We start from the raw sequence: 24,804 nt of genomic DNA, 5'->3' as shown, positions 1-24,804 counted from the left end.
CTGGAACGCGGGTGGTTCGTGGTTGTTGGGTAGTGTTTGGCACACTGTTGGGTCCTGAGGCAACAGGACCGGGGAGGGTTTGGTTCTTTCCCGGGATGTTTGTTTCTGGTTTCCTGGCTGCACCGATCGCACGGTTGCCTCTTTTGGGGGGTGTGTGGGGTGTGTGGTACGGGGTTGTTGTTTGAGAACTACATAGTGGACGCGAGCATCTTTTATAAGAAGCAATTTCCAAGAATATGAACCTGGATCTGGCTGCGCGTGATGATGGCACTCTTCGGGGTGTGGTTGTTGGGTGTGGTTGGTTTCTGTGGTTCTCTCGAAAATTACTCCTTGATCTTTTGTGGTCAAGTTTTTAAGAGCACACGGTGGATGCCTTGGCATTAGGAGCCGAAGAAGGACGTAGGAATCTGCGATAAGCCTGGGGGAGTCGATAACCGGACTGTGATCCCAGGGTGTCCGAATGGGGAAACCCCGCCAGACGCGCGAGTGATCTGGTGACCCGCATCTGAACACATAGGGTGCGTGGAGGGAACGCGGGGAAGTGAAACATCTCAGTACCCGCAGGAAGAGAAAACAACAGTGATTCCGTTAGTAGTGGCGAGCGAACGCGGATCAGGCTAAACCGACCCATGTGTGATAGCCGGCGGGCGTTGCATGGGCGGGGTTGTGGGACTTGTTGTCCTGGTTCTGCCGGACCGGGGAGGTGTGAGTGCTGGTATAGGTGAACGGTCTTGAAAGGCCGGCCGTAGAGGGTGTGAGCCCCGTAACCGTAATGCTGTGCACCGCCTTTAATGAGTATCCCAAGTAGCACGGGGCCCGAGAAATCCCGTGTGAATCTGTCAGGACCACCTGATAAGCCTAAATACTCCCTAATGACCGATAGCGGACCAGTACCGTGAGGGAAAGGTGAAAAGTACCCCGGGAGGGGAGTGAAACAGTACCTGAAACCGTGTGCTTACAATCCGTCGGAGCAGCCTTGTAGTTGTGACGGCGTGCCTTTTGAAGAATGAGCCTGCGAGTTAGTGTTACGTCGCGAGGTTAACCCGTGTGGGGAAGCCGTAGCGAAAGCGAGTCTGAACAGGGCGTTGCAGTGGCGTGATCTAGACCCGAAGCGAAGTGATCTACCCATGGCCAGGTTGAAGCGACGGTAAGACGTCGTGGAGGACCGAACCCACTTCAGTTGAAAATGGAGGGGATGAGCTGTGGGTAGGGGTGAAAGGCCAATCAAACTTCGTGATAGCTGGTTCTCCCCGAAATGCATTTAGGTGCAGCGTTGCGTGTTTCTTACCGGAGGTAGAGCTACTGGATGGCTAATGGGCCCTACAAGGTTACTGACGTCAGCCAAACTCCGAATGCCGGTAAGTGAGAGCGCAGCAGTGAGACTGTGGGGGATAAGCTTCATAGTCGAGAGGGAAACAGCCCAGACCACCAACTAAGGCCCCTAAGCGTGTGCTAAGTGGGAAAGGATGTGGAGTTGCGAAGACAACCAGGAGGTTGGCTTAGAAGCAGCCATCCTTAAAGAGTGCGTAATAGCTCACTGGTCAAGTGATTCCGCGCCGACAATGTAGCGGGGCTCAAGTACACCGCCGAAGTTGTGGCATTCACATGTTTTCCAAGCCTTCGTGGTTCAGGAGTGTGGATGGGTAGGGGAGCGTCGTGTGGGCGGTGAAGTCGCGGTGTAAACCAGCGGTGGAGCCTACACGAGTGAGAATGCAGGCATGAGTAGCGAAAGACGGGTGAGAAACCCGTCCGCCGGATGATCAAGGGTTCCAGGGTCAAGCTAATCTGCCCTGGGTAAGTCGGGACCTAAGGCGAGGCCGACAGGCGTAGTCGATGGACAACGGGTTGATATTCCCGTACCGGCGAAAAACCGCCCATGTTGAACAGGGGATACTAACCGCCCGAGACCTGCCCGACACCCCTTGTGGGTGAAGGGTTTTGGTGGAGCGCGGGACCTGATCCTGGGAGGCAAGCGTATTAACAGGTGTGACGCAGGAAGGTAGCCGAGCCGGGCGATGGTTGTCCCGGTCCAAGGATGTAGGGCGAACGGTAGGCAAATCCGCTGTTCATGTGCCTGAGATCTGACGGGACTCCCGTAAAGGGGGGATTCGGTGATCCTATGCTGCCTAGAAAAGCATCGGCGCGAGGTTTTAGCCGCCCGTACCCCAAACCGACACAGGTGATCAGGTAGAGAATACTAAGGCGATCGAGAGAATTATGGTTAGGAACTCGGCAAAATGCCCCCGTAACTTCGGGAGAAGGGGGGCCCCAACCTTGAACACCACTTGCTGGTGGGAGGGGGATCGGGGCCGCAGAGACCAGGGGGAAGCGACTGTTTACTAAAAACACAGGTCCGTGCGAAGTCGCAAGACGATGTATACGGACTGACTCCTGCCCGGTGCTGGAAGGTTAAGAGGACCGGTTAGCCGCAAGGCGAAGCTGAGAATTTAAGCCCCAGTAAACGGCGGTGGTAACTATAACCATCCTAAGGTAGCGAAATTCCTTGTCGGGTAAGTTCCGACCTGCACGAATGGAGTAACGACTTCCCCGCTGTCTCAACCATAAACTCGGCGAAATTGCAGTACGAGTAAAGATGCTCGTTACGCGCAGCAGGACGGAAAGACCCCGAGACCTTTACTATAGTTTGGTATTGGTGTTCGGAGTGGCTTGTGTAGGATAGGTGGGAGACGTTGAAGCCCGGACGCCAGTTCGGGTGGAGTCATCGTTGAAATACCACTCTGGTCACTTTGGACATCTAACTTCGGCCCGTAATCCGGGTCAGGGACAGTGCCTGATGGGTAGTTTAACTGGGGCGGTTGCCTCCTAAAAAGTAACGGAGGCGCCCAAAGGTTCCCTCAGCCTGGTTGGCAATCAGGTGTCGAGTGTAAGTGCACAAGGGAGCTTGACTGTGAGAGAGACATCTCGAGCAGGGACGAAAGTCGGGACTAGTGATCCGGCGGTACATTGTGGAATGGCCGTCGCTCAACGGATAAAAGGTACCTCGGGGATAACAGGCTGATCTTGCCCAAGAGTCCATATCGACGGCATGGTTTGGCACCTCGATGTCGGCTCGTCGCATCCTGGGGCTGGAGTAGGTCCCAAGGGTTGGGCTGTTCGCCCATTAAAGCGGTACGCGAGCTGGGTTTAGAACGTCGTGAGACAGTTCGGTCCCTATCCGCTGCGCGCGCAGGAAATTTGAGAAGGGCTGTCCTTAGTACGAGAGGACCGGGACGGACGAACCTCTGGTGTGTCAGTTGTACTGCCAAGTGCACCGCTGATTAGCTACGTTCGGATGGGATAACCGCTGAAAGCATCTAAGCGGGAAGCTCGCTTCGAGATGAGATTTCCATACACCTTGTGTGTGAGAGGCCCCCAGCCAGACCACTGGGTTGATAGGCCGGATGTGGAAGCGAGGACTAACGACTCGTGAAGCTGACCGGTACTAATAGGCCGATAACTTACACCACACACCACCCCCGCAAACGGATTCAAAAGCGTTTGCACCCAGGGGGCGGTAAAAAGAAAACAAGACTGCTTGCGTCCACTATGTGGTTCCCAACCAACAAACCCGCCGGGTTTGCAGGTTCAGGAACCAACACAACTAAATACAACACCACAGTTGTAACACCACAGTTTTCCCTTCCCCGGGCACACCCCGGCGGACGGGACACAGGGTTACGGCGGTCATAGCGTGGGGGAAACGCCCGGTCCCATTCCGAACCCGGAAGCTAAGACCCACAGCGCCGATGGTACTGCACCCGGGAGGGTGTGGGAGAGTAGGTCACCGCCGGACAACCATTAAAACGGTCGAGAGCCCCAACCAGTTCACTGGTTGGGGCTCTCCCGCATTTAACCCGCCCGCATCTAATCCACCAGTCACACCGGTCTCAGGCCCCGACATCCAGGTCGGGGCCTGAGTATTTAAAAGCCGCCCCCCCTGTCGGCTGTGCCGGCCGGGGCCGGCGGCTACCGGCAGGCGGCTACCGGCCAGGGCGCCGGCAGACCGGCCGTGGTGCGGCAGTCGTGCCGGCGGCACCGGGAACCCCGTCCGGGGAGGTCCTTCGTCCCTCACGTCCAGAGGCTTGCCCGGGGGAGGGCGGGGTCCCGGTGCCGGGGCTGTCCCGGGTGTTGACCGGAGGTGCCGATGACCGGAGGAACTTGGGTGAGGAACTTCACCACAGCAACGTCGCGCACGTTCTTCGCGGCCGTGGTTTGTGGAGGCTGTGGTTAGGAGGGAAGCTGCCGGCCGGCGGCGCCCGCAGCCTGGAAGTGCGGTTGAGCCGGGGAGGACTCCCGGTGCGCGGGGGCCACAGCTGCCCGCGCGGGCGGGCATGCCCGACTGTGACGCGGTCCATAAAACTGATCCGGTCCCTGGTTGGCTTCGTTGCCCGCCTTGCGGTGCCCAAAACCCGCGGCAGTTCAAGGGTTTCGGGGGCGGGTCCGTGCCTCTTTTCGCCGGGTTGCTTTGGGGGTGGGGTGGGTGTAATGTATTCCAAGTCGCCGCGAGGGAGACAGCGAAGAGCTGGTCACCGCGGGCGGCCAAATCCCCGAAATCAAGACCGTGATCTGGTGACTTTTTAGGTTGCTTGGGTGTGGTGGGGCTGGTTTTCCTGCCGATGAGAATCCTGAAACATGGATTTGCGTCGGGGAGTGAAACCGGGTAAGTTTGAAAAGTTGCTCCGGAGCGATCCTGAACGTTGGTTTGGGTGGTGCCGGGTGTGTCTGTTGTTTGAGAACTCAATAGTGTGCCAAGTTTGTTGATACCGATTTTTTATTAAATTGGTTGAATTTGCCGGGCCTATCCGCCTCCGTGGTGTGGTCTGGTGTTTTTGGCTGGTTTCAAATTTTGTGCAGCTGGTTTCCGCGTTATTTCCGTGGTTTCCGGTTGTGTCTGTTTGTTTTCAACGGAGAGTTTGATCCTGGCTCAGGATGAACGCTGGCGGCGTGCTTAACACATGCAAGTCGAACGATGATCCGGTGCTTGCACCGGGGATTAGTGGCGAACGGGTGAGTAACACGTGAGTAACCTGCCCTTGACTCTGGGATAAGCCTGGGAAACTGGGTCTAATACCGGATATGACTCCTCATCGCATGGTGGGGGGTGGAAAGCTTTTGCGGTTTTGGATGGACTCGCGGCCTATCAGCTTGTTGGTGAGGTAATGGCTCACCAAGGCGACGACGGGTAGCCGGCCTGAGAGGGTGACCGGCCACACTGGGACTGAGACACGGCCCAGACTCCTACGGGAGGCAGCAGTGGGGAATATTGCACAATGGGCGAAAGCCTGATGCAGCGACGCCGCGTGAGGGATGACGGCCTTCGGGTTGTAAACCTCTTTCAGTAGGGAAGAAGCGAAAGTGACGGTACCTGCAGAAGAAGCGCCGGCTAACTACGTGCCAGCAGCCGCGGTAATACGTAGGGCGCAAGCGTTATCCGGAATTATTGGGCGTAAAGAGCTCGTAGGCGGTTTGTCGCGTCTGCCGTGAAAGTCCGGGGCTCAACTCCGGATCTGCGGTGGGTACGGGCAGACTAGAGTGATGTAGGGGAGACTGGAATTCCTGGTGTAGCGGTGAAATGCGCAGATATCAGGAGGAACACCGATGGCGAAGGCAGGTCTCTGGGCATTAACTGACGCTGAGGAGCGAAAGCATGGGGAGCGAACAGGATTAGATACCCTGGTAGTCCATGCCGTAAACGTTGGGCACTAGGTGTGGGGGACATTCCACGTTTTCCGCGCCGTAGCTAACGCATTAAGTGCCCCGCCTGGGGAGTACGGCCGCAAGGCTAAAACTCAAAGGAATTGACGGGGGCCCGCACAAGCGGCGGAGCATGCGGATTAATTCGATGCAACGCGAAGAACCTTACCAAGGCTTGACATGGACCGGATCGCCGCAGAAATGTGGTTTCTCCTTTGGGGCCGGTTCACAGGTGGTGCATGGTTGTCGTCAGCTCGTGTCGTGAGATGTTGGGTTAAGTCCCGCAACGAGCGCAACCCTCGTTCCATGTTGCCAGCACGTAGTGGTGGGGACTCATGGGAGACTGCCGGGGTCAACTCGGAGGAAGGTGGGGACGACGTCAAATCATCATGCCCCTTATGTCTTGGGCTTCACGCATGCTACAATGGCCGGTACAAAGGGTTGCGATACTGTGAGGTGGAGCTAATCCCAAAAAGCCGGTCTCAGTTCGGATTGGGGTCTGCAACTCGACCCCATGAAGTCGGAGTCGCTAGTAATCGCAGATCAGCAACGCTGCGGTGAATACGTTCCCGGGCCTTGTACACACCGCCCGTCAAGTCACGAAAGTTGGTAACACCCGAAGCCGGTGGCCTAACCCCTTGTGGGAGGGAGCCGTCGAAGGTGGGACTGGCGATTGGGACTAAGTCGTAACAAGGTAGCCGTACCGGAAGGTGCGGCTGGATCACCTCCTTTCTAAGGAGCACCTACAGGCCCACGCTTTCCGTGTATGCGGGGTGTGTGGTTTGTCAGGAGTAAAGGCCCGTTGCGCAGGCGATCGTTCTGCGGCGGGTGCTCATGGGTGGAATATCAGCAAATAGGTGCCTGGTGGCACGGGCCGTTGGTTAGTACGGAGTGGTTCCTCTTTGGGGGGCTGGTCCTGGAACGCGGGTGGTTCGTGGTTGTTGGGTAGTGTTTGGCACACTGTTGGGTCCTGAGGCAACAGGACCGGGGAGGGTTTGGTTCTTTCCCGGGATGTTTGTTTCTGGTTTCCTGGCTGCACCGATCGCACGGTTGCCTCTTTTGGGGGGTGTGTGGGGTGTGTGGTACGGGGTTGTTGTTTGAGAACTACATAGTGGACGCGAGCATCTTTTATAAGAAGCAATTTCCAAGAATATGAACCTGGATCTGGCTGCGCGTGATGATGGCACTCTTCGGGGTGTGGTTGTTGGGTGTGGTTGGTTTCTGTGGTTCTCTCGAAAATTACTCCTTGATCTTTTGTGGTCAAGTTTTTAAGAGCACACGGTGGATGCCTTGGCATTAGGAGCCGAAGAAGGACGTAGGAATCTGCGATAAGCCTGGGGGAGTCGATAACCGGACTGTGATCCCAGGGTGTCCGAATGGGGAAACCCCGCCAGACGCGCGAGTGATCTGGTGACCCGCATCTGAACACATAGGGTGCGTGGAGGGAACGCGGGGAAGTGAAACATCTCAGTACCCGCAGGAAGAGAAAACAACAGTGATTCCGTTAGTAGTGGCGAGCGAACGCGGATCAGGCTAAACCGACCCATGTGTGATAGCCGGCGGGCGTTGCATGGGCGGGGTTGTGGGACTTGTTGTCCTGGTTCTGCCGGACCGGGGAGGTGTGAGTGCTGGTATAGGTGAACGGTCTTGAAAGGCCGGCCGTAGAGGGTGTGAGCCCCGTAACCGTAATGCTGTGCACCGCCTTTGATGAGTATCCCAAGTAGCACGGGGCCCGAGAAATCCCGTGTGAATCTGTCAGGACCACCTGATAAGCCTAAATACTCCCTAATGACCGATAGCGGACCAGTACCGTGAGGGAAAGGTGAAAAGTACCCCGGGAGGGGAGTGAAACAGTACCTGAAACCGTGTGCTTACAATCCGTCGGAGCAGCCTTGTAGTTGTGACGGCGTGCCTTTTGAAGAATGAGCCTGCGAGTTAGTGTTACGTCGCGAGGTTAACCCGTGTGGGGAAGCCGTAGCGAAAGCGAGTCTGAACAGGGCGTTGCAGTGGCGTGATCTAGACCCGAAGCGAAGTGATCTACCCATGGCCAGGTTGAAGCGACGGTAAGACGTCGTGGAGGACCGAACCCACTTCAGTTGAAAATGGAGGGGATGAGCTGTGGGTAGGGGTGAAAGGCCAATCAAACTTCGTGATAGCTGGTTCTCCCCGAAATGCATTTAGGTGCAGCGTTGCGTGTTTCTTACCGGAGGTAGAGCTACTGGATGGCTAATGGGCCCTACAAGGTTACTGACGTCAGCCAAACTCCGAATGCCGGTAAGTGAGAGCGCAGCAGTGAGACTGTGGGGGATAAGCTTCATAGTCGAGAGGGAAACAGCCCAGACCACCAACTAAGGCCCCTAAGCGTGTGCTAAGTGGGAAAGGATGTGGAGTTGCGAAGACAACCAGGAGGTTGGCTTAGAAGCAGCCATCCTTAAAGAGTGCGTAATAGCTCACTGGTCAAGTGATTCCGCGCCGACAATGTAGCGGGGCTCAAGTACACCGCCGAAGTTGTGGCATTCACATGTTTTCCAAGCCTTCGTGGTTCAGGAGTGTGGATGGGTAGGGGAGCGTCGTGTGGGCGGTGAAGTCGCGGTGTAAACCAGCGGTGGAGCCTACACGAGTGAGAATGCAGGCATGAGTAGCGAAAGACGGGTGAGAAACCCGTCCGCCGGATGATCAAGGGTTCCAGGGTCAAGCTAATCTGCCCTGGGTAAGTCGGGACCTAAGGCGAGGCCGACAGGCGTAGTCGATGGACAACGGGTTGATATTCCCGTACCGGCGAAAAACCGCCCATGTTGAACAGGGGATACTAACCGCCCGAGACCTGCCCGACACCCCTTGTGGGTGAAGGGTTTTGGTGGAGCGCGGGACCTGATCCTGGGAGGCAAGCGTATTAACAGGTGTGACGCAGGAAGGTAGCCGAGCCGGGCGATGGTTGTCCCGGTCCAAGGATGTAGGGCGAACGGTAGGCAAATCCGCTGTTCATGTGCCTGAGATCTGACGGGACTCCCGTAAAGGGGGGATTCGGTGATCCTATGCTGCCTAGAAAAGCATCGGCGCGAGGTTTTAGCCGCCCGTACCCCAAACCGACACAGGTGATCAGGTAGAGAATACTAAGGCGATCGAGAGAATTATGGTTAAGGAACTCGGCAAAATGCCCCCGTAACTTCGGGAGAAGGGGGGCCCCAACCTTGAACACCACTTGCTGGTGGGAGGGGGATCGGGGCCGCAGAGACCAGGGGGAAGCGACTGTTTACTAAAAACACAGGTCCGTGCGAAGTCGCAAGACGATGTATACGGACTGACTCCTGCCCGGTGCTGGAAGGTTAAGAGGACCGGTTAGCCGCAAGGCGAAGCTGAGAATTTAAGCCCCAGTAAACGGCGGTGGTAACTATAACCATCCTAAGGTAGCGAAATTCCTTGTCGGGTAAGTTCCGACCTGCACGAATGGAGTAACGACTTCCCCGCTGTCTCAACCATAAACTCGGCGAAATTGCAGTACGAGTAAAGATGCTCGTTACGCGCAGCAGGACGGAAAGACCCCGAGACCTTTACTATAGTTTGGTATTGGTGTTCGGAGTGGCTTGTGTAGGATAGGTGGGAGACGTTGAAGCCCGGACGCCAGTTCGGGTGGAGTCATCGTTGAAATACCACTCTGGTCACTTTGGACATCTAACTTCGGCCCGTAATCCGGGTCAGGGACAGTGCCTGATGGGTAGTTTAACTGGGGCGGTTGCCTCCTAAAAAGTAACGGAGGCGCCCAAAGGTTCCCTCAGCCTGGTTGGCAATCAGGTGTCGAGTGTAAGTGCACAAGGGAGCTTGACTGTGAGAGAGACATCTCGAGCAGGGACGAAAGTCGGGACTAGTGATCCGGCGGTACATTGTGGAATGGCCGTCGCTCAACGGATAAAAGGTACCTCGGGGATAACAGGCTGATCTTGCCCAAGAGTCCATATCGACGGCATGGTTTGGCACCTCGATGTCGGCTCGTCGCATCCTGGGGCTGGAGTAGGTCCCAAGGGTTGGGCTGTTCGCCCATTAAAGCGGTACGCGAGCTGGGTTTAGAACGTCGTGAGACAGTTCGGTCCCTATCCGCTGCGCGCGCAGGAAATTTGAGAAGGGCTGTCCTTAGTACGAGAGGACCGGGACGGACGAACCTCTGGTGTGTCAGTTGTACTGCCAAGTGCACCGCTGATTAGCTACGTTCGGATGGGATAACCGCTGAAAGCATCTAAGCGGGAAGCTCGCTTCGAGATGAGATTTCCATACACCTTGTGTGTGAGAGGCCCCCAGCCAGACCACTGGGTTGATAGGCCGGATGTGGAAGCGAGGACTAACGACTCGTGAAGCTGACCGGTACTAATAGGCCGATAACTTACACCACACACCACCCCCGCAAACGGATTCAAAAGCGTTTGCACCCAGGGGGCGGTAAAAAGAAAACAAGACTGCTTGCGTCCACTATGTGGTTCCCAACCAACAAACCCGCCGGGTTTGCAGGTTCAGGAACCAACACAACTAAATACAACACCACAGTTGTAACACCACAGTTTTCCCCTCCCCGGGCACACCCCGGCGGACGGGACACAGGGTTACGGCGGTCATAGCGTGGGGGAAACGCCCGGTCCCATTCCGAACCCGGAAGCTAAGACCCACAGCGCCGATGGTACTGCACCCGGGAGGGTGTGGGAGAGTAGGTCACCGCCGGACACTATTTACGGCTCAGGCCCCGACGAAGAACGTCGGGGCCTGACCCTTTTAACCCCGCCTGACCCTTTTAACAGCCAGGGCCACACCAACCCCCGGGCCGCCAAAACCCTCCCTCAGCTCCCGCAGCCTTTTCACTGACGCGTCCTCACGTCCTGCGGCTTTTCCGCGGACGCGTCCTCAGCTCCCGCAGTCTTTTCGTAAGCGCTTCCGCAGTCCCCCGCCAGGGGGAAGCATCGGGGTTGAGGCGACGGGACGTGAGGAAGCGCCCGGCCGGGAGGCGCCCGAACCTGTGGGCAGATCCCGGCCGGAGGCCCCATTCGGCTGTAAATCCTTGCAATACCGGTGATTTAGGTCAAAAAGTGGCGGAAACACGCGGAATTTATCCCCCTCACGGGTGCAAGCTGGTAAGTTTTCGAACAGTGGCTTGCACGCACGCCGCATGCAGGATCCAGAATCAAGAGCGTCCAGGAGGACATACATGGCTAAGAACCGTAGTGAACTTGTTTCCGAGGTAGCAGGCAAGGCCGGCACCAGCCAGGCAGCCGTCAACTCCGTGCTCGATGCACTGTTCGAGGTTTTCGAATCTTCTGTCGCCGCCGGCGAGAAGATCACCATCCCGGGCTGGCTCGCAGTTGAGCGCACCGACCGTGCAGCCCGCACTGGCCGCAACCCGCAGACCGGCGAAACCATCCAGATTGCAGCCGGCCACAGCGTCAAGCTGACCGCTGGCTCCAAGCTGAAGGCCGCTGTCTCCAAGAAGTAGTCTTTCGCAGCTCAGAGGAGCGGCAACCCACGAGGTTGCCGCTCCTCTTGCTTTTAACCCTCGGTTCGCCGAAACCCCGATTCGCCGCCGTGGCGACGGTAGCGGACAATGGATAGGTGCCTTCAGCAGCAAAACCCCTTACCCCGCAACCCGCGCCCGATTCGGGAACCCGGGCCACTGACAGTGCCTTCGGCATTCAGCGGGCCTGGCAGCTGGCCGGGCTCGGGGCCCTCTTCCTGGGGCTTGTGGCCGCGCTCCTGTTCTCCGGCGCCGCAGCCGCCCGTGAAGTCTCCGACCCCGGCGCGCTGGTACGTTGGGGGCTTCCGGCCAGCAAAGCCATCCACAACGTCTCCCTTGCCGCTGTAATCGGCGGGCTCATCTTTGCCGCAGGTATCCTGCCGCACAAGCTCGGTGGTGCACGGTCGAAGGACAACGACGCACCCGAGCACCCGGCCTTTACCCGTGCCCTTGCCATCGCCGCCGCTGCTGGCGTTGCGTGGACGCTGTCGGCCATCGCCGTCCTGGTGCTGACGTACTCCGACGTGGCAGGGCAGGGCATTTCGGGGGACGCCGAATTCACTCGTGCCCTGGTGTACTTCATGACGGACATCGAAACCGGGCGCGCCTGGCTGGCTGTGACGATCATCGCCGCCGTAGTGACAACTGCCCTCTTCGGGGTGCGATCGCTGACCGGCCTGGCGTTTACGTTGCTGCTGGCACTGATCGGTCTGGTTCCGACGGCCCTGATCGGCCACTCCGCCAGCTCCAACGACCACGAGGGCGCCATCAACTCGCTGGGCCTGCACCTGGTGGGGGTCAGCGTCTGGGGTGGGCGGCATCATCCTGCTGGCACTGCTCTCCGGCATCCTTGCCCCGCGCAGCCAGGCCCGCAGCGGCCAGGCGTCCCAGCCGGGCGGCCACGGCATCACCGAACCCGTCCTCCGGCGGTTCTCCTCGCTGGCAGGTTTCGCGTTTGCGCTGGTCTTCGCGTCGGGCGTCGTCAACGCCAGCATCCGAGTGACCAGCTTGAGTGACCTCTTCGGCTCGGCCTACGGCCAGCTGATCCTCGCGAAGGCCGCCGCCACACTGGTATTGGGCGGAATCGGCTTCATGCACCGGCAGTGGGTCATTCCACAGCTGGCACGTGCAGGAGCGGCCATGTCCGCGCGGCGCGTGCTCTGGCAGCTGATTCTCATCGAACTGCTGATCATGGGCGCCACATCGGGCATCGCCGTCGCACTGGGCCGTTCAGCGCCGCCGGAACCTACTTCCTACGCCCCCGACGCCTCGCCGGCATTCATCCTCTCCGGCTACGAGTTGCCCCCTGAACTGACGCCCGAACGCTGGCTCACCGAGTGGCGCCTGGACTGGCTCTGGATTGCCGTGGCGATCTTCGGGCTGGTGTCCTACCTCCTGGGCGTGGCCAAGGTGCGGGCCCGCGGGGACAAGTGGTCCTGGTTCCGCACTACGAACTGGATCATCGGCCTGCTGGTGCTGACCTACATCACGTCGGGACCGCCGTCGGTATATGGCCGCGTACTGTTCTCCGCGCACATGGTGGACCATATGGCCCTCACCATGGTTGCCCCGATCTTCCTTGTGCTCGGCGCCCCCGTGACGCTTGCGCTCCGGGCCCTTCCGGCACGGGGGGACGGGTCCCGCGGCCTCCGGGAATGGCTCCTGCTGTTCGTCCACTCGAAGTTCTCGCAGGTGGTCACCCACCCGCTGTTCGCCGCCGCCAACTTCGCCGGCTCCATTGTGCTGTTCTACTACTCGGACGCCTTCAGCCTGGCGATGCGGGAACACGTGGGCCACGAGCTGATGAACCTCCACTTTGCGCTGACGGGCTACATCTTCGTGCTAAGCATGATCGGCACCGACCCGCTGCCGCGCCGCGCGCCGTACCCGCTGCGGCTCCTGCTCCTGCTGGCCACCATGGGCTTCCACGCCTTCTTCGGCGTGGCCATCATGGGCGGCACCAACCTGCTGGCCGCCGACTACTTCGGCAACCTCGGCCGCAGCTGGGGGCCCTCTGCACTCCTGGACCAGCAAATGGGCGGCGCAGTGGCCTGGGGCATCGGAGAAGTGCCCACACTGCTGGTGGCGATCGGCGTCGCCATCATGTGGTCAAGGTCTGATGAACGCGAGACCCGGCGCACCGACCGGGCGGCGGACAGGAATAACGACGCCGATCTCACCGCTTACAACGATATGTTTGCCAAATTGGCTGAACGCGACGCCAAGCTGGCTGAACGCAACTCAAAGCTGGAAGGACGCTGATGAGCGAAACCGTACGCACCCACCTCCGGGTCCGCGCCTCCGAACTGGTGGGCCGCAACTGGCTAAACACCGGCGGCAGGTCTTTGGACCTGGAAGCCCTGCGCGGCAAGATTGTGCTCCTGGACTTCTGGACCTTCTGCTGCATCAACTGCCTTCACGTGCTGGACGAACTCCGGCCGCTGGAGGAAAAGTACTCGGACGTCCTGGTCACCGTGGGCGTGCACTCCCCGAAGTTCGAGCACGAGGCCGATCCGGTTGCGCTGGCCGCCGCCGTGGAGCGCTACGAGATCCACCACCCGGTCCTGGACGACCCCGAGCTGGAAACCTGGAAAGCCTACACAGCGCGCGCCTGGCCCACACTGGTGGTCATCGACCCCGAGGGCTACATCGTGGCGCACCTGTCCGGGGAAGGCCACGCAGACGGCCTGGGCGTGCTCATTCCCGAGCTGATCGCCGAGCACGAGGCCCGCGGCACCCTCCACCGCGGCAACGGCCCCTATGTCGCACCGGAGCCAACGTCGGGAACCCTGAGGTTCCCCGGCAAGGCCCTCTACCTTCCGGCCGGCCGTGGTTCAGCGTCCGACGCCGGTGCTGCCGCCGGCGCTGCTGGCGCCGGCACCTGGCTGGTCACCGACACCGGCCACCACCGCGTTCTGGAGCTCGGCACGGACTTCCACACCGTGCTGAGCACGTACGGATCCGGGGAGAAGGGCCACGCCGACGGCGACGCCGGCACCGCACGGTTCAACGAACCGCAGGGTCTTGTCCTGCTGCCGGAAGACGTGGCAGGGAAGACGGGCTACGACGTCGTAATTGCCGACTCTGTCAACCACCGCCTGCGGGGACTGTCGCTCGCGGACGGAACCGTCACCACGCTCGTTGGCAGCGGCGTGCAGCGGCTCCTGGAGACCGGGCCCGCCCGCGTGGACGAGGACGCGGCCGGCTTCACCGGACGCCTGGGAGACCACCCCCTGGACGTGGCCCTCAGCTCGCCGTGGGACGTCGTCTGGTCCAGCAAGCTGAACGCCGTGGTGATCGCCATGGCCGGTGTGCACCAGATCTTCAGCTACGAGCCGCTCACCGGGGACGTTTCGATCGTCGCCGGCAACGGATTGGAAGGCCTGCTTGACGGGCCCGCCCACGAGGCCTGGTTCGCGCAGCCGTCCGGTCTGGCCGAGGATGCCGACGGAAACATCTGGGTGGCCGACTCTGAGACCTCCGCCCTGCGCAAGCTGGTGATCGACGACGACGCCACCGTCACCGTTGAATCCGCCTTGGGCAAGGGTCTCTTCGACTTCGGCTTCCGCGACGGCCAGGCTTCCGAGGCGCGCCTGCAGCACCCGCTGGGCGTCACAGTGCTGCCGGACGGCTCCGTGGCGATCGCCGACACCTACAACGGTGCGGTGCGCCGCTACGACCCGGCCGCAGGCACCGTGTCCACGCTGGCGCGGGGACTGGCCGAGCCGTCCGACGTCATCGTCGACCACACGCAGGTGGCGGGCTCCGAGCCGCTGCTCGTGGTGGTCGAGGCGAACAAGCACCAGCTCGTGTACGTGCCCATCCCCAAGGAAGCGCAGCAGGTGGACGAGGGCGCCGCCCAGACGCACCGGCCCAAGAGCCCTGTGGCGCCCGGTCTGCTGGAGCTCACGGTCCGCTTCACGGCGCCCACCGGCCAGAAGCTCGATGACCGCTGGGGCGACCCCACCCAGCTGAAGATCTCCTCCACCCCGCCGGAGCTGCTCGTGTCCGGCGGCGGGACCTCCGTGGGCCTGCTCCGCACGCTCGAGCTGGCCTCCGATGTTCCGGAGGGCGTCCTGCACATCACGGCCCGCGCTGCCGCCTGCGACGGCCCGGAAACTGAGGACGGGAGATCCCGGACCACGCCGCGTGCCACCTCTACCAGCAGGACTGGGGGATCCCCGTGGTGCTCCAGGCCGACGGTGACACCGACCTGGTGCTGGACTTGCGCGGTATGGACTAAGGTCCCTCCGCAGAACTGACTGAAGTGGCCCGGTTTCCCGCCTCGCGGCGCGGAACCGGGCCACTGCCGTTTGTGGGCGGGGCTCAAAGCTGGGCCAGCCCGGCAGCGGCGCAAGTAGGCCGGTTGTCCACATGGCCGAGATTCTGCCTGCCAGGGGATGCCGGCGGCAGGCAGGGTTGGGCGTGTGGACCCCTCACGCATCATCAAAGCAGCCGGTGGGGTATTGCTGACGCGGGACGTGGTGACCCGGGGCGGCACGGAGGCCGGCATTCGTCTCGCCGTGCGAAGCGGCACGGTTTGGCGGGTAGAGCACGGGCTGCTCGCCGTTCCCGGCGCCGATCCCGAGTTGGTGGCGGCTGGACGTTCTCGTGGGCTCCTGACCTGCGTGTCCGCTGCTCCGCGGTACAAACTGTGGCAACTCCGTCCCGCAACGCAGTCTCATTACTGGCACAGCAACGGCCGGGCAGGAGACGGTTGTGTCAACCACCGGCTTGCCCTCACGCAACCCAGGCGCCATGGAACCATCGCCGCGCTGCCGGATGTTCTGCTCCAAGCGCTGCTCTGCCTGCCGCCCCTGGAATCCCTGGTGATGGTGGAGTGCGCCTACAAGCGCGGAGACATTGACCTCGCCTTCCTGCGTGGGCACTTGACTGGCAACCGGTGCGGGAAAGCGCGGGACGTTCTGGCAAGGGTGGAACGGGGCTCAGATTCGCTCCTGGAGACTCTGGCGCGCATTCTGTTCCGTGAAGCGGGGATCGCCACCGAAACGCAGGTTTGGATCGATGGGATCGGAAGCGTGGACTTCCTGCTGGAAGGCTTCCTCATCGTGGAGCTCGACGGAATCGCCTTTCACCTCGAATCGCGGCAGTTCAAGAAGGACCGGCGGCGGGACAATGCCGCTGCCGTGCGGGGGCTGCCGGTCCTTCGCTTCTTCTATGACGACGTTGTTCACTCCCCGGAAGCCATGCTGGCCCAAGTGCGGGAGGTTCTGGCCCGTGGTTCATCGCGCTGGCCGCAGCCGGACCAGCCCAGCTTTGGGCCTTACCGGCGGTTGCTGGCCCCGTGAACATGGGGACAGGCCGTTGAAGGTGGGCCAGTCCGGCCGGGTCAGTTGGAGGCGGGCCTAGAAGGTGAGGAGCGGCGTCACCTTGATGGTGTCGCCGTTGATGTCCAGCCGTGTCGTGAAGCTGAAATCGTGCTCCACGTCCAGGGGTGAAACGGCCCCGCTGAACAGGTCGATCTGCTCGGCAGTGAGTTTTGCCTTGCCGTCCAGAGGCGCCACTACCCACCTGCCGTCAAAGGGCTCGATGGTGATCTTCGGGTAGTCGGTGATGCTCCACTTGATGGTCCCGGGCACCACGCGGTTGTTGGTGACGTGGTAGAACGGGCAGTCGGGCTGGAGCTGCTGCTGCTGGCCGGCTTCGGCCGCGCACTTGTCGAGGAATTCCTTGACCCGCGCGGACACCGCCTGGTTCAGCTCGTCCGTGGCATGCGTGAGCAGGTTCAGCGGTGCGGCGGGAGCTTCCCGTCCGGAGACCGTGGCCCGCGTGGGCGGAGCGGAGAAGTACTGGCCGTTGAGGGACGCCTCGTACTCGCCCGGATAGAACACCGCGAAGCTGTTGTGGCCGCCGGGCATGTTCACCGGCACGCCGTTGAACGTTGCCTCAACGGAGTTCACAACCGTCACGTCAACGGTGGGCAGCGTGGTCGGCACGAAGGACCACTTGTGGAAGAACAGCCATTCTGTGCCGGTGCTCTCCAGCAGGAACTCGGTGTGCAGCTGGCTGCCGTCGATGGTGTAGTCCATCGGCACCATCACCCGGTTGCCGCCGCGCCCCACCGCGGCTCCGAGCTTGACGTTCGTGATCCGCGCGGCAGCCGTCTGCAGGGCGGTGCCGTCGAGCATGGAGGCGTCGGCGTCCGGTACCGACGCGCGGAGCAGACCCAGCGCCCGTTCACCTTCGCCGTGCTGCAGGGCCTCCAGATATTCGCGCACGGGCTGTTGCGGACTGGCCACGGAGGAGTTGACCAGGTTGACCGAAACGATGGCGCCAACGATGGCAAGCATGAGGCCCAGCAGCCATCCGGCCGCCGTCTTCACCAACGCTTGACTCATTTGCACGCACCCCACGTTACCTGCAACGTCAGGCAACTCTGGAGTAGCGGCGGTCCCCATGACGCCCGCCCACCGTGCCGGAACGCCCGACGGCGGGACTCAGCAGCCGTTCTCAGCGCTGCTGTCCGCTAGCGGCGGCGCCGGGACGAGGTGCCGAAAACGCCCCGCAGGAGTTCCCGGCCGAGCTGCGTTCCGACGGACCGGGCCATGCTTTTCAGGCCGCTGCCAAGGGCCCCGCCGAGTGCGCCGGTGATGTCCTCCATCATCCCGCCGGACGGGGGAGCCTGGCGTCTGGCCGGGGGCGCCGATACCGGCCCGGCGTCAGGCCGTGCGTTCTCGGTCCGCCCGCTCCCGGGCTGCCTGCTGCTGGGACGGCCGAGGATCTCTTCCTCGATCCGGCGGGCTTCGTCGTCGATCGTTGGGCCAGGACTGCCCGGGACGAATACTTCGGGCGAAGGAGCTGGTGGCTGCCCGGCTGCCGCGGCGCCGGTGGGAGCCGCCGCCTTGCCGGTCAGCTTCTCGTACGCGGAGACCTTGTCCACCGCGGTGCCGTACTTCGCAAGCAGCGCCGACCCCGCCACGGTGCTCCTGACCAGTTCGGCGGCGCTGGGACCCATAACGGACTCCGGTGCCCGGAGTCGGGTCAGGGCAACCGGCGTCGGGGCGCCTCGCTCGTTCATGACCGTGATGACGGCTTCGCCGATGCCCGCGGAAGTCAGGGTCTCCTCGAGGTCGTAGTCGCTGACCGGGAACGTGGAGACGGTGGCCCTGAGCGCCTTCGCATCCTCCGGCGTGAATGCCCTGAGGGCGTGCTGGACGCGGTTGGCCAGCTGCCCGAGGACATCCGCAGGGACGTCCTTCGGGGTCTGCGTGACGAAAAAGATGCCTACTCCCTTGGAGCGGATCAGGCGGACGGTGGTGGTGATGGCTTCCAGGAAGGCCTTCGAAGCGTCATTGAAGAGCAGGTGCGCCTCGTCAAGGAAGAACACGAGCTTGGGTTTGTCCAGGTCGCCGGCTTCGGGCAGGTCCTCGAACAGATCCGCGAGAAGCCACATGAGGAACGTGGAGAAAACCATCGGCTTTGTCTGCAGCGTGGGGAGCTCCAGGCAGCTGACGACGCCGCGCCCGTCTGGCGCCGTGCGGAGCAGCTCGGCGGTGTCGAACTCCGGCTCGCCGAAGAACCGCTCCATGCCCTGGGCCTCGAGACCCACAAGCTCCCGGAGGATGACGCCGGCTGTGGCCTTGGACAGGCCGCCCAATTCCTTAAGCGGTTCCTTGCCCTCGTCGGAGATAAGGAACTGGATGACGGCGCGCAGGTCCTTCAGGTCCACCAGCTCGAGGTTGTTCTTGTCCGCAAAATGGAACACGAGCTGGAGGCTGGATTCCTGGGTGTCGTTGAGCTCCAGGACGCGGGAGAGCAGGATGGGCCCGAACGACGTGATCGTGGCGCGGACCGGGATGCCGTCGCCGTCCCCGCCGAGGGCCAGGAACTCCACCGGAAACGTCTTGCCGGACCAGGCCTGCCCGATGCTTTCGGTCCGCTTGGCCAGCTTGTCGCTTCCGGCCGCCGCCGTGGCAAGCCCGGATAGGTCGCCCTTAATATCCGCCAGGAACACGGGCACTCCGGCTGTCGAGAGCTGTTCCGCCATCATGTGCAGGGTGACGGTCTTGCCCGTGCCGGTGGCGCCGGCCACGAGCCCGTGCCGGTTCATCATGGACAGCGGCAGCCGGACCGGAGCGTCCTTGTGCAGTTCGCCGTCGACGATGGCGGCGCCCAGCTCGATGGTGGCACCCTCCAGGGCGTAGCCCTTTTGGATGGTGGCTACTTTATCTGCGGTGGACTTGTTGGCCATGCCGTCAGCATAGCGGCCGGCGGATGGACGGGATATGTGGACAGCGTCACCGGCAGTACAGAAATAACCCGGCTGCCGCCGTCGTTGTTCCCAATGTGCCGGACCACCGCTGGGCCGGCAGCTGCGTAGCCCCCTATGAAAGGCCGTCCTGCCGTGACTGTTCCCCTCTCCATCCTCGACCTGGCAACCATCGGCAAGGGCCAGACGGCGGCCGAGAGCTTTGCCGGGAGCGTCGCCATGGCACAGCTGGCCGAAAAGCTCGGGTACCGGCGCGTCTGGTACGCCGAGCACCACAACATGTCTTCCATCGCGTCGTCGGCGACATCCGTGCTGATCGCCCACGTCGCCGCACACACAGAGAGCATCAGGCTGGGAGCAGGCGGCGTGATGCTGCCCAACCATTCTCCGCTCACCATCGCCGAGCAGTTCGGCACCCTGGAGACCCTGCACCCCGGCCGGATCGACCTGGGCCTGGGACGTGCGCCCGGCAGCGACCAGAACACCATGCGGGCACTGCGCCGTGACCCGCATTCGGCCGAGACCTTCCTGCAGGACGTCCTGGAACTGCAGGGCTACCTCACCGGGCCCACCCGCGTGCAGGGAGTGGAGGCCACGCCGGGCAGGGGAACCAACGTGCCCCTCTACATTTTGGGGTCCTCCCTCTTCGGAGCGCGGCTGGCGGCCCAGCTGGGGCTGCCGTACGCCTTCGCCTCCCACTTCGCCCCGAATGCGCTGCAGGACGCCGTCGCCGTGTACCGCCGGGAGTTCAAACCCTCGGAGCAGCTTTCCGCCCCGCACGTCATCGCCGGCGTCAATGTGGTGGCTGCGGATGCTGCCTCGGACGCCCAGGAGATGCTGCGCGCCACGATGCGGGCCCGGGTCTCGCTGTTCTTCGGCGGCGGGCGGCAATTCACCGACGACGAGGCGGACATGATCCTGGACTCGCCGCAGGGACAGCACGTCTCGCAGATGATGAAGTACTCGGCTGTGGGCACCCCTGACGCCGTACTGGACTACCTGGAGGGCTTCGCCCGGCATGCCGACGCCGACGAGCTCATCGTGGCGCACCAGAGCAATGGAACCGCTGAGCGGCTGCGTTCGGTGGAGCTCCTTGCGGAGGTAGCTGGACTGGCACGCGTCTGACCCCCACAGAACCGTGCCCTCCAAAGCCGCGTTATGCAATAGATATCTTTTGACTTAGGCGGGGGCGGAACCTGGCTTTAAGTGCGCAAGGTCTCAATCTAAATACTCATTGCCGGCTGGGTTGAACGTAGCGGTCTCAAATCGACGCGCCCCCACGCCTCAAAATCGATGCCTGGGGAAAAATGAAGATCAAGTCCACGGCCGCCGCCATTCTCATGACCTTTCTCGTGGTCAGCGGATTTGTTGCCGGAGCCGCTGTTCCGGCGTCCGCTGCGGGTACCACGTACTACGTCAGCGCCGCCGGCAGCGACAGCAATTCCGGCCTGTCCAGCGCGGCAGCCTGGAAGACGCTGTCAAAGGTCAACAAGACTGTGCTCAAGCCCGGAGATACCGTCAGTTTCCGCCGGGGCGACACCTTCAGCGGAGGCATCGTCACCGCACAGAGCGGAACCGCCACCGCCCCCATCACGCTGAACAGCTACGGCACGGGCAACGCCCCCACCGTCACCGGCGGGAAATCGGGAAACTGCATCAGGATCAACGGCAACTACGCCGCCGTTGACGGTCTCCGCGCCCTGGCCTGCGGCTACGCCGGAATCAGCGTCACCGGCGACCGCAATACCGTGAGGAACTCCACCGCGTCCGGCAATGCCGTTGGACTCAAAGTCGGCACCGGCTCCGATTTCGGCAAGTACACGGGAAATTCGCTGACCAACAACAACGTGATGAATATGAATACGCCGGGCACTAATTGTGGAACACCGTCCGCCGTGAACTGCAGCGATGACTCGGGAGCTTTTGGCGTGCTGATTAACGGCAATGACAACGAGTTTTCCGGCAACACCGTGAGCGGATCCACCGGCAAGTCCTACGACTACAACCAGGACGGCGGTGCGTTCGAAATCTACAACGGCAACCGCAATAACATTCACCACAACGTCTCACAGGACAACAACAGTTTTTCCGAACTTGGAAAGTCTTCGGGAACGGCCGACGGCAACATTTTCCGCTACAACCTCATCCGTTCCACCTGCGGCGCCAACTGCTCCGAGGCCAAAGGCCTCATTGCCCGTGGAAACGGAACATCCTACGGGCCCACCAACGGCACCGTCTTTGAGTTCAACACCGTCTACCTGACCGGCACCCAGTCGCAAGCGGTCGTGTGCCACGCGACCTGCCCCGCCTCCACGGTGATCCGCGCCAACATCCTGGTGGGGGTCAAGAACTCTTTGTGGATCAACGGTTCCGGCTGGACCGAGAAGCAAAACGTCCTGAACGGCCCAACCAACATCATCCCGAACAGCACGTCCACCATGGCGGCGGCCGGCTTCGCTGGTGCTCCGACGGACCTCCGCCTGACGGGCACCAGCCCCGCCATCGACAGGGCCGGCACCACGCCCTACACGGTGGACCTTCTGAAAGCCCCCTCCGTGCAGAACGGCGACTGCACCGGGCCGGCCGCTGCTGATGCCGGAGCCTACGAATACGATTCGCCCGGCTGCTGATTCCAGCCGGCAGGGTCAGGGCCCGCAAAGTAACACGAACGCAATAACCGGGATATTCAGGGGAAACGGCTGCGCCGGACACTTTAGGTGTCCAAGTCCGATTGGGGATAATCCGAAGGATTGCCGCGCATGCCCACTCCGCTCAACCAAACCGTGGCCGATTCCGCACTACTGACCAAATCCCTCCCGTTGGGCCTGTTGCGGGCCTTCGTCCAGTCGGAGGCAGCCGACGACGGGCTCACGCCCCAGCTGCTCGGCGAACTGAAGATCCTGGCCCGGACTCCGGGGCTGCTTGTCGCCTGCAATTACGGCGGAACCCTGTGCGCCGCCGAGGGCATCTCCACGGAAACGCTACCGCTAGGCAGCGCGGCCATCGCCCTCCGGGCCCTGGCCGCCTTGCCCAACACTCACGCTGCGGTCATCTCCGGCCGGTCCCTGCGTGACCTCGCCGCCGTCTCCAGGCTTCCCGCCGAAGTCCACCTGGTGGGTTCGCACGGTGCGGAGTTCGACATGGGGTTCGCGCACGGACTGTCCCTCGCCACGGAGTCGGTGCTGCAGCAGGCCAACCAGGCCCTGCTCGAAGCGGTGGGCGCGGACAAGGGCATCAGCATCGAACGAAAGCCCGTCGCCGTCTCTGTCCACACCCGGTCCGCCGCCCCGGACGTCGTGGCCCGGTGTGCCAGGAAAGCGAAGGAGGTCGCCCGGGCCCTCGGTCTCTTCTTCATTGTGGACGGCTCCGTCCTGGACCTCTCCGTGCTGCAGCCCTCCAAAGCCGATGCCCTGGACCACCTGAGGGCCCGGCTGGGGGTGAGCGCCGCCCTGTACGCCGGGGATGCCGTGAGCGACGAACTGGCCATGGCCACACTCCGTGGCCCGGACATGGGGCTGTGGGTAGGGGACATGCCATCGGAAACCAAACACCGGCTGAAGGATCCGGAATCCTTCGCACGTGTGCTCGGCATCCTCTTCGAGTTGCGCCGTGCCTGGCTCTTCGGCGAGGACGCCGTCGGCCTGGAGCGGCACTCCATGATCGGGAACGGCTCCTCCACAGCGTTGGTGACGCCCGAGGCCAAGATCTGCTGGATGAGCCATCCCCTGCCGGACTCGGGCTCGCTCTTTGCCCACATCCTGGGCGGCGACGCCGCCGGGCACTTCTCGGTGGAACCGGTCAAGGCGTCGCGGGTTCTTGGCCAGCGGTACGTGGACAGCACCATGATCGTGGAAACGCGTTGGGCGGACGTCACCGTGACCGATTATCTCGAGCCCGCCCCGGAAGGCATCACCAGCCTGGTCCGGGTGCTGTCAGGCACCGGGGCGGCCCGGATCGTCTTCGCACCCAGGCCGGACTACGCCAACGCGCCCTTCAGCATGGAGGCCCGCGGCAGCGAGCTGCACGTGGTCGGCACCTCCGACCCCATCATCCTGCTGGCGCCGGACGTCCCGTTTGCCATCACCTCGGACGGGCGGCACGCAACAGCCACCGCCGAGATCAATCTGCAGCACGGACCGGTGGTCCTGAACCTCAGGTGCGGCGATACGGAGCCCCAGCACGCTGACGGGACAGGTGAAGCGGACCGCAGGGCCGCCGTCGCGCATCATTCCCGGCGCTGGGTACAGGGCCTGAGCCTGCCGTCCGTCAAGCCGTCCCTCGTGCGGCGCTCGGCCCTTGTGCTGCGCGCTCTGGTCCATGAGCCCACCGGAGCGGTGCTTGCGGCCCCCACCACGTCCCTGCCGGAGGGCATCGGCGGCACACGCAACTGGGACTACCGCTACTGCTGGCTGCGGGACGGTTCGATGACCGTCAACGCCCTGGTGGACCTGGGATCAACGGTGGAGGCCGACGGCTTCCTCAGCTGGCTGACCGGGATCCTGGCGAACACCCCTGGGCCGGAATGGCTGCATCCGCTGTATTCCGTCACCGGCGCCCCGCTGTCCACGGAGGCCATCATCGAGAGCCTCCCGGGATACGCGGGTTCGCGTCCCGTACGGATCGGCAACGCCGCGGACCACCAGGTCCAGCTCGATGTCTTTGGCCCGATCGCGGAGCTGATCCACGGGTTGAGTAAGTCCCGTCATTCGCTGGTTGACGGGCACTGGGAGTTGCTGGTCCAGATGGCCAGTGCCGTGCTGGCGCGGTGGCACGAGCCGGACCATGGCATTTGGGAGGCCCGGCGCGCCCCGAGGCACCATGTCTACACCAAGGTGATGTGCTGGGTGACCCTGGACCGCGCCCTGCGCACGGCCGCCCGGCAAGGCCGCAGCCCCGATCCTGCCTGGGCGAACACGGCGGCCACCATCCGGGACGAGGTGCTCCGGGAAGGATGGGACCACACCGCCGCGTCCTACACCGTCGCCTACGACAGCCCGGACCTCGACGCCGCTGTGCTGCACATCGGACTGTCCGGACTGCTCGACGTCAGCGACCAGAGATTCCTGGACACCGTCGCGGCCGTGGAGCGGGAACTCCGGGTGGGACCCACGGTTTTCCGGTACAAGTACGACGACGGTCTGCCGGGCCTGGAGGGCGGCTTCCACATCTGCACCACCTGGCTGATCGAGGCGTACGTGGCGGTGGGCCGGATCGCCGACGCGTGGGACCTCTTCGACCAGCTGGTCAACCTGTTTGGGCCCACAGGGCTGCTTCCGGAGGAGTACGATCCGGGCACCGAGACGCATCTGGGGAACCACCCGCAGGCGTATTCACACCTCGGGTTCATCCGCTGCGCGCGGCTCCTGGATGGGCACCAGCGGAGCTGAAC

7 protein-coding genes, 5 rRNA genes and 2 pseudogenes are annotated in these 24,804 nt (G+C 62.3%); 12 read left to right on the top strand and 2 right to left on the bottom strand.

What is annotated here, in order from left to right:
* Positions 1–342 precede the first annotated feature (342 nt).
* The 9 genes and pseudogenes from ACHMXB_RS16075 to ACHMXB_RS16035 all read left to right on the top strand — a co-directional run bounded on the left by ACHMXB_RS16075 (position 343) and on the right by ACHMXB_RS16035 (position 16,494).
* Positions 343–3,467, top strand: a 23S ribosomal RNA gene (locus tag ACHMXB_RS16075).
* Positions 3,468–3,676: 209 nt separating this feature from the next.
* Positions 3,677–3,793 (top strand): 5S ribosomal RNA (rrf, locus tag ACHMXB_RS16070).
* Between the two features lie 1,108 nt (positions 3,794–4,901).
* Positions 4,902–6,426: ribosomal RNA gene (locus tag ACHMXB_RS16065) — 16S ribosomal RNA — on the top strand.
* Between the two features lie 526 nt (positions 6,427–6,952).
* Positions 6,953–10,078, top strand: a 23S ribosomal RNA gene (locus ACHMXB_RS16060).
* A gap of 209 nt (positions 10,079–10,287) precedes the next feature.
* Positions 10,288–10,404, top strand: a 5S ribosomal RNA gene (gene rrf, locus ACHMXB_RS16055).
* Together the 16S, 23S and 5S rRNA genes form the textbook arrangement of a ribosomal RNA operon.
* A gap of 478 nt (positions 10,405–10,882) precedes the next feature.
* Positions 10,883–11,167: an HU family DNA-binding protein gene (locus tag ACHMXB_RS16050; protein ID WP_003803320.1), complete on the top strand. Its 285-nt coding sequence runs from the start codon at positions 10,883–10,885 to the stop codon at positions 11,165–11,167.
* Positions 11,168–11,283: 116 nt separating this feature from the next.
* Positions 11,284–13,447, top strand: a pseudogene (locus tag ACHMXB_RS16045) (cytochrome c oxidase assembly protein).
* Positions 13,447–15,428: pseudogene (locus ACHMXB_RS16040) on the top strand (NHL domain-containing thioredoxin family protein). Before ACHMXB_RS16045 ends, ACHMXB_RS16040 begins: the two co-directional pseudogenes overlap by 1 nt.
* Positions 15,429–15,612: 184 nt before the next feature.
* Positions 15,613–16,494, top strand: a complete 882-nt coding sequence (locus ACHMXB_RS16035; protein ID WP_395399909.1) for an endonuclease domain-containing protein — start codon at positions 15,613–15,615, stop codon at positions 16,492–16,494.
* Positions 16,495–16,551: 57 nt separating this feature from the next.
* On the opposite strand, the gene ACHMXB_RS16030 is transcribed toward ACHMXB_RS16035, so the two are convergent.
* Together ACHMXB_RS16030 and ACHMXB_RS16025 are read right to left on the bottom strand one after the other, a co-directional pair.
* The gene (locus tag ACHMXB_RS16030; RefSeq protein WP_395399907.1) at positions 16,552–17,544 is read right to left on the bottom strand and encodes a hypothetical protein; all 993 of its coding nucleotides are present in this window, start codon (positions 17,542–17,544) and stop codon (positions 16,552–16,554) included.
* A 128-nt stretch (positions 17,545–17,672) separates the two neighbouring features.
* Positions 17,673–19,397: a helicase HerA-like domain-containing protein gene (locus ACHMXB_RS16025; RefSeq protein WP_395399905.1), complete on the bottom strand. Its 1,725-nt coding sequence runs from the start codon at positions 19,395–19,397 to the stop codon at positions 17,673–17,675.
* A gap of 153 nt (positions 19,398–19,550) precedes the next feature.
* On the opposite strand from ACHMXB_RS16025, the gene ACHMXB_RS16020 reads away from it, so the two are divergent.
* From ACHMXB_RS16020 to ACHMXB_RS16010, 3 genes are all read left to right on the top strand, one after another.
* Positions 19,551–20,540, top strand: coding sequence for an LLM class flavin-dependent oxidoreductase (locus tag ACHMXB_RS16020; protein ID WP_395399903.1), 990 nt, complete (start codon positions 19,551–19,553; stop codon positions 20,538–20,540).
* A 182-nt stretch (positions 20,541–20,722) separates the two neighbouring features.
* Positions 20,723–22,045 carry a hypothetical protein gene (locus ACHMXB_RS16015; protein ID WP_395399902.1) on the top strand — a complete coding sequence of 441 codons (1,323 nt, stop codon included), beginning with the start codon at positions 20,723–20,725 and terminating at the stop codon, positions 22,043–22,045.
* 129 nt (positions 22,046–22,174) lie between these two features.
* Positions 22,175–24,802 carry a trehalase-like domain-containing protein gene (locus tag ACHMXB_RS16010; protein ID WP_395399900.1) on the top strand — a complete coding sequence of 876 codons (2,628 nt, stop codon included), beginning with the start codon at positions 22,175–22,177 and terminating at the stop codon, positions 24,800–24,802.
* The last annotated feature ends 2 nt before the right edge of the window (positions 24,803–24,804 follow it).

The sequence above is a fragment of the Arthrobacter sp. UC242_113 genome, from assembly GCF_044054585.1.
GTDB lineage: Bacteria > Actinomycetota > Actinomycetes > Actinomycetales > Micrococcaceae > Arthrobacter.
The sequence above is the reverse complement of the archived record's forward strand: the minus strand, read 5'-3'. Positions and strand labels throughout refer to the sequence as shown.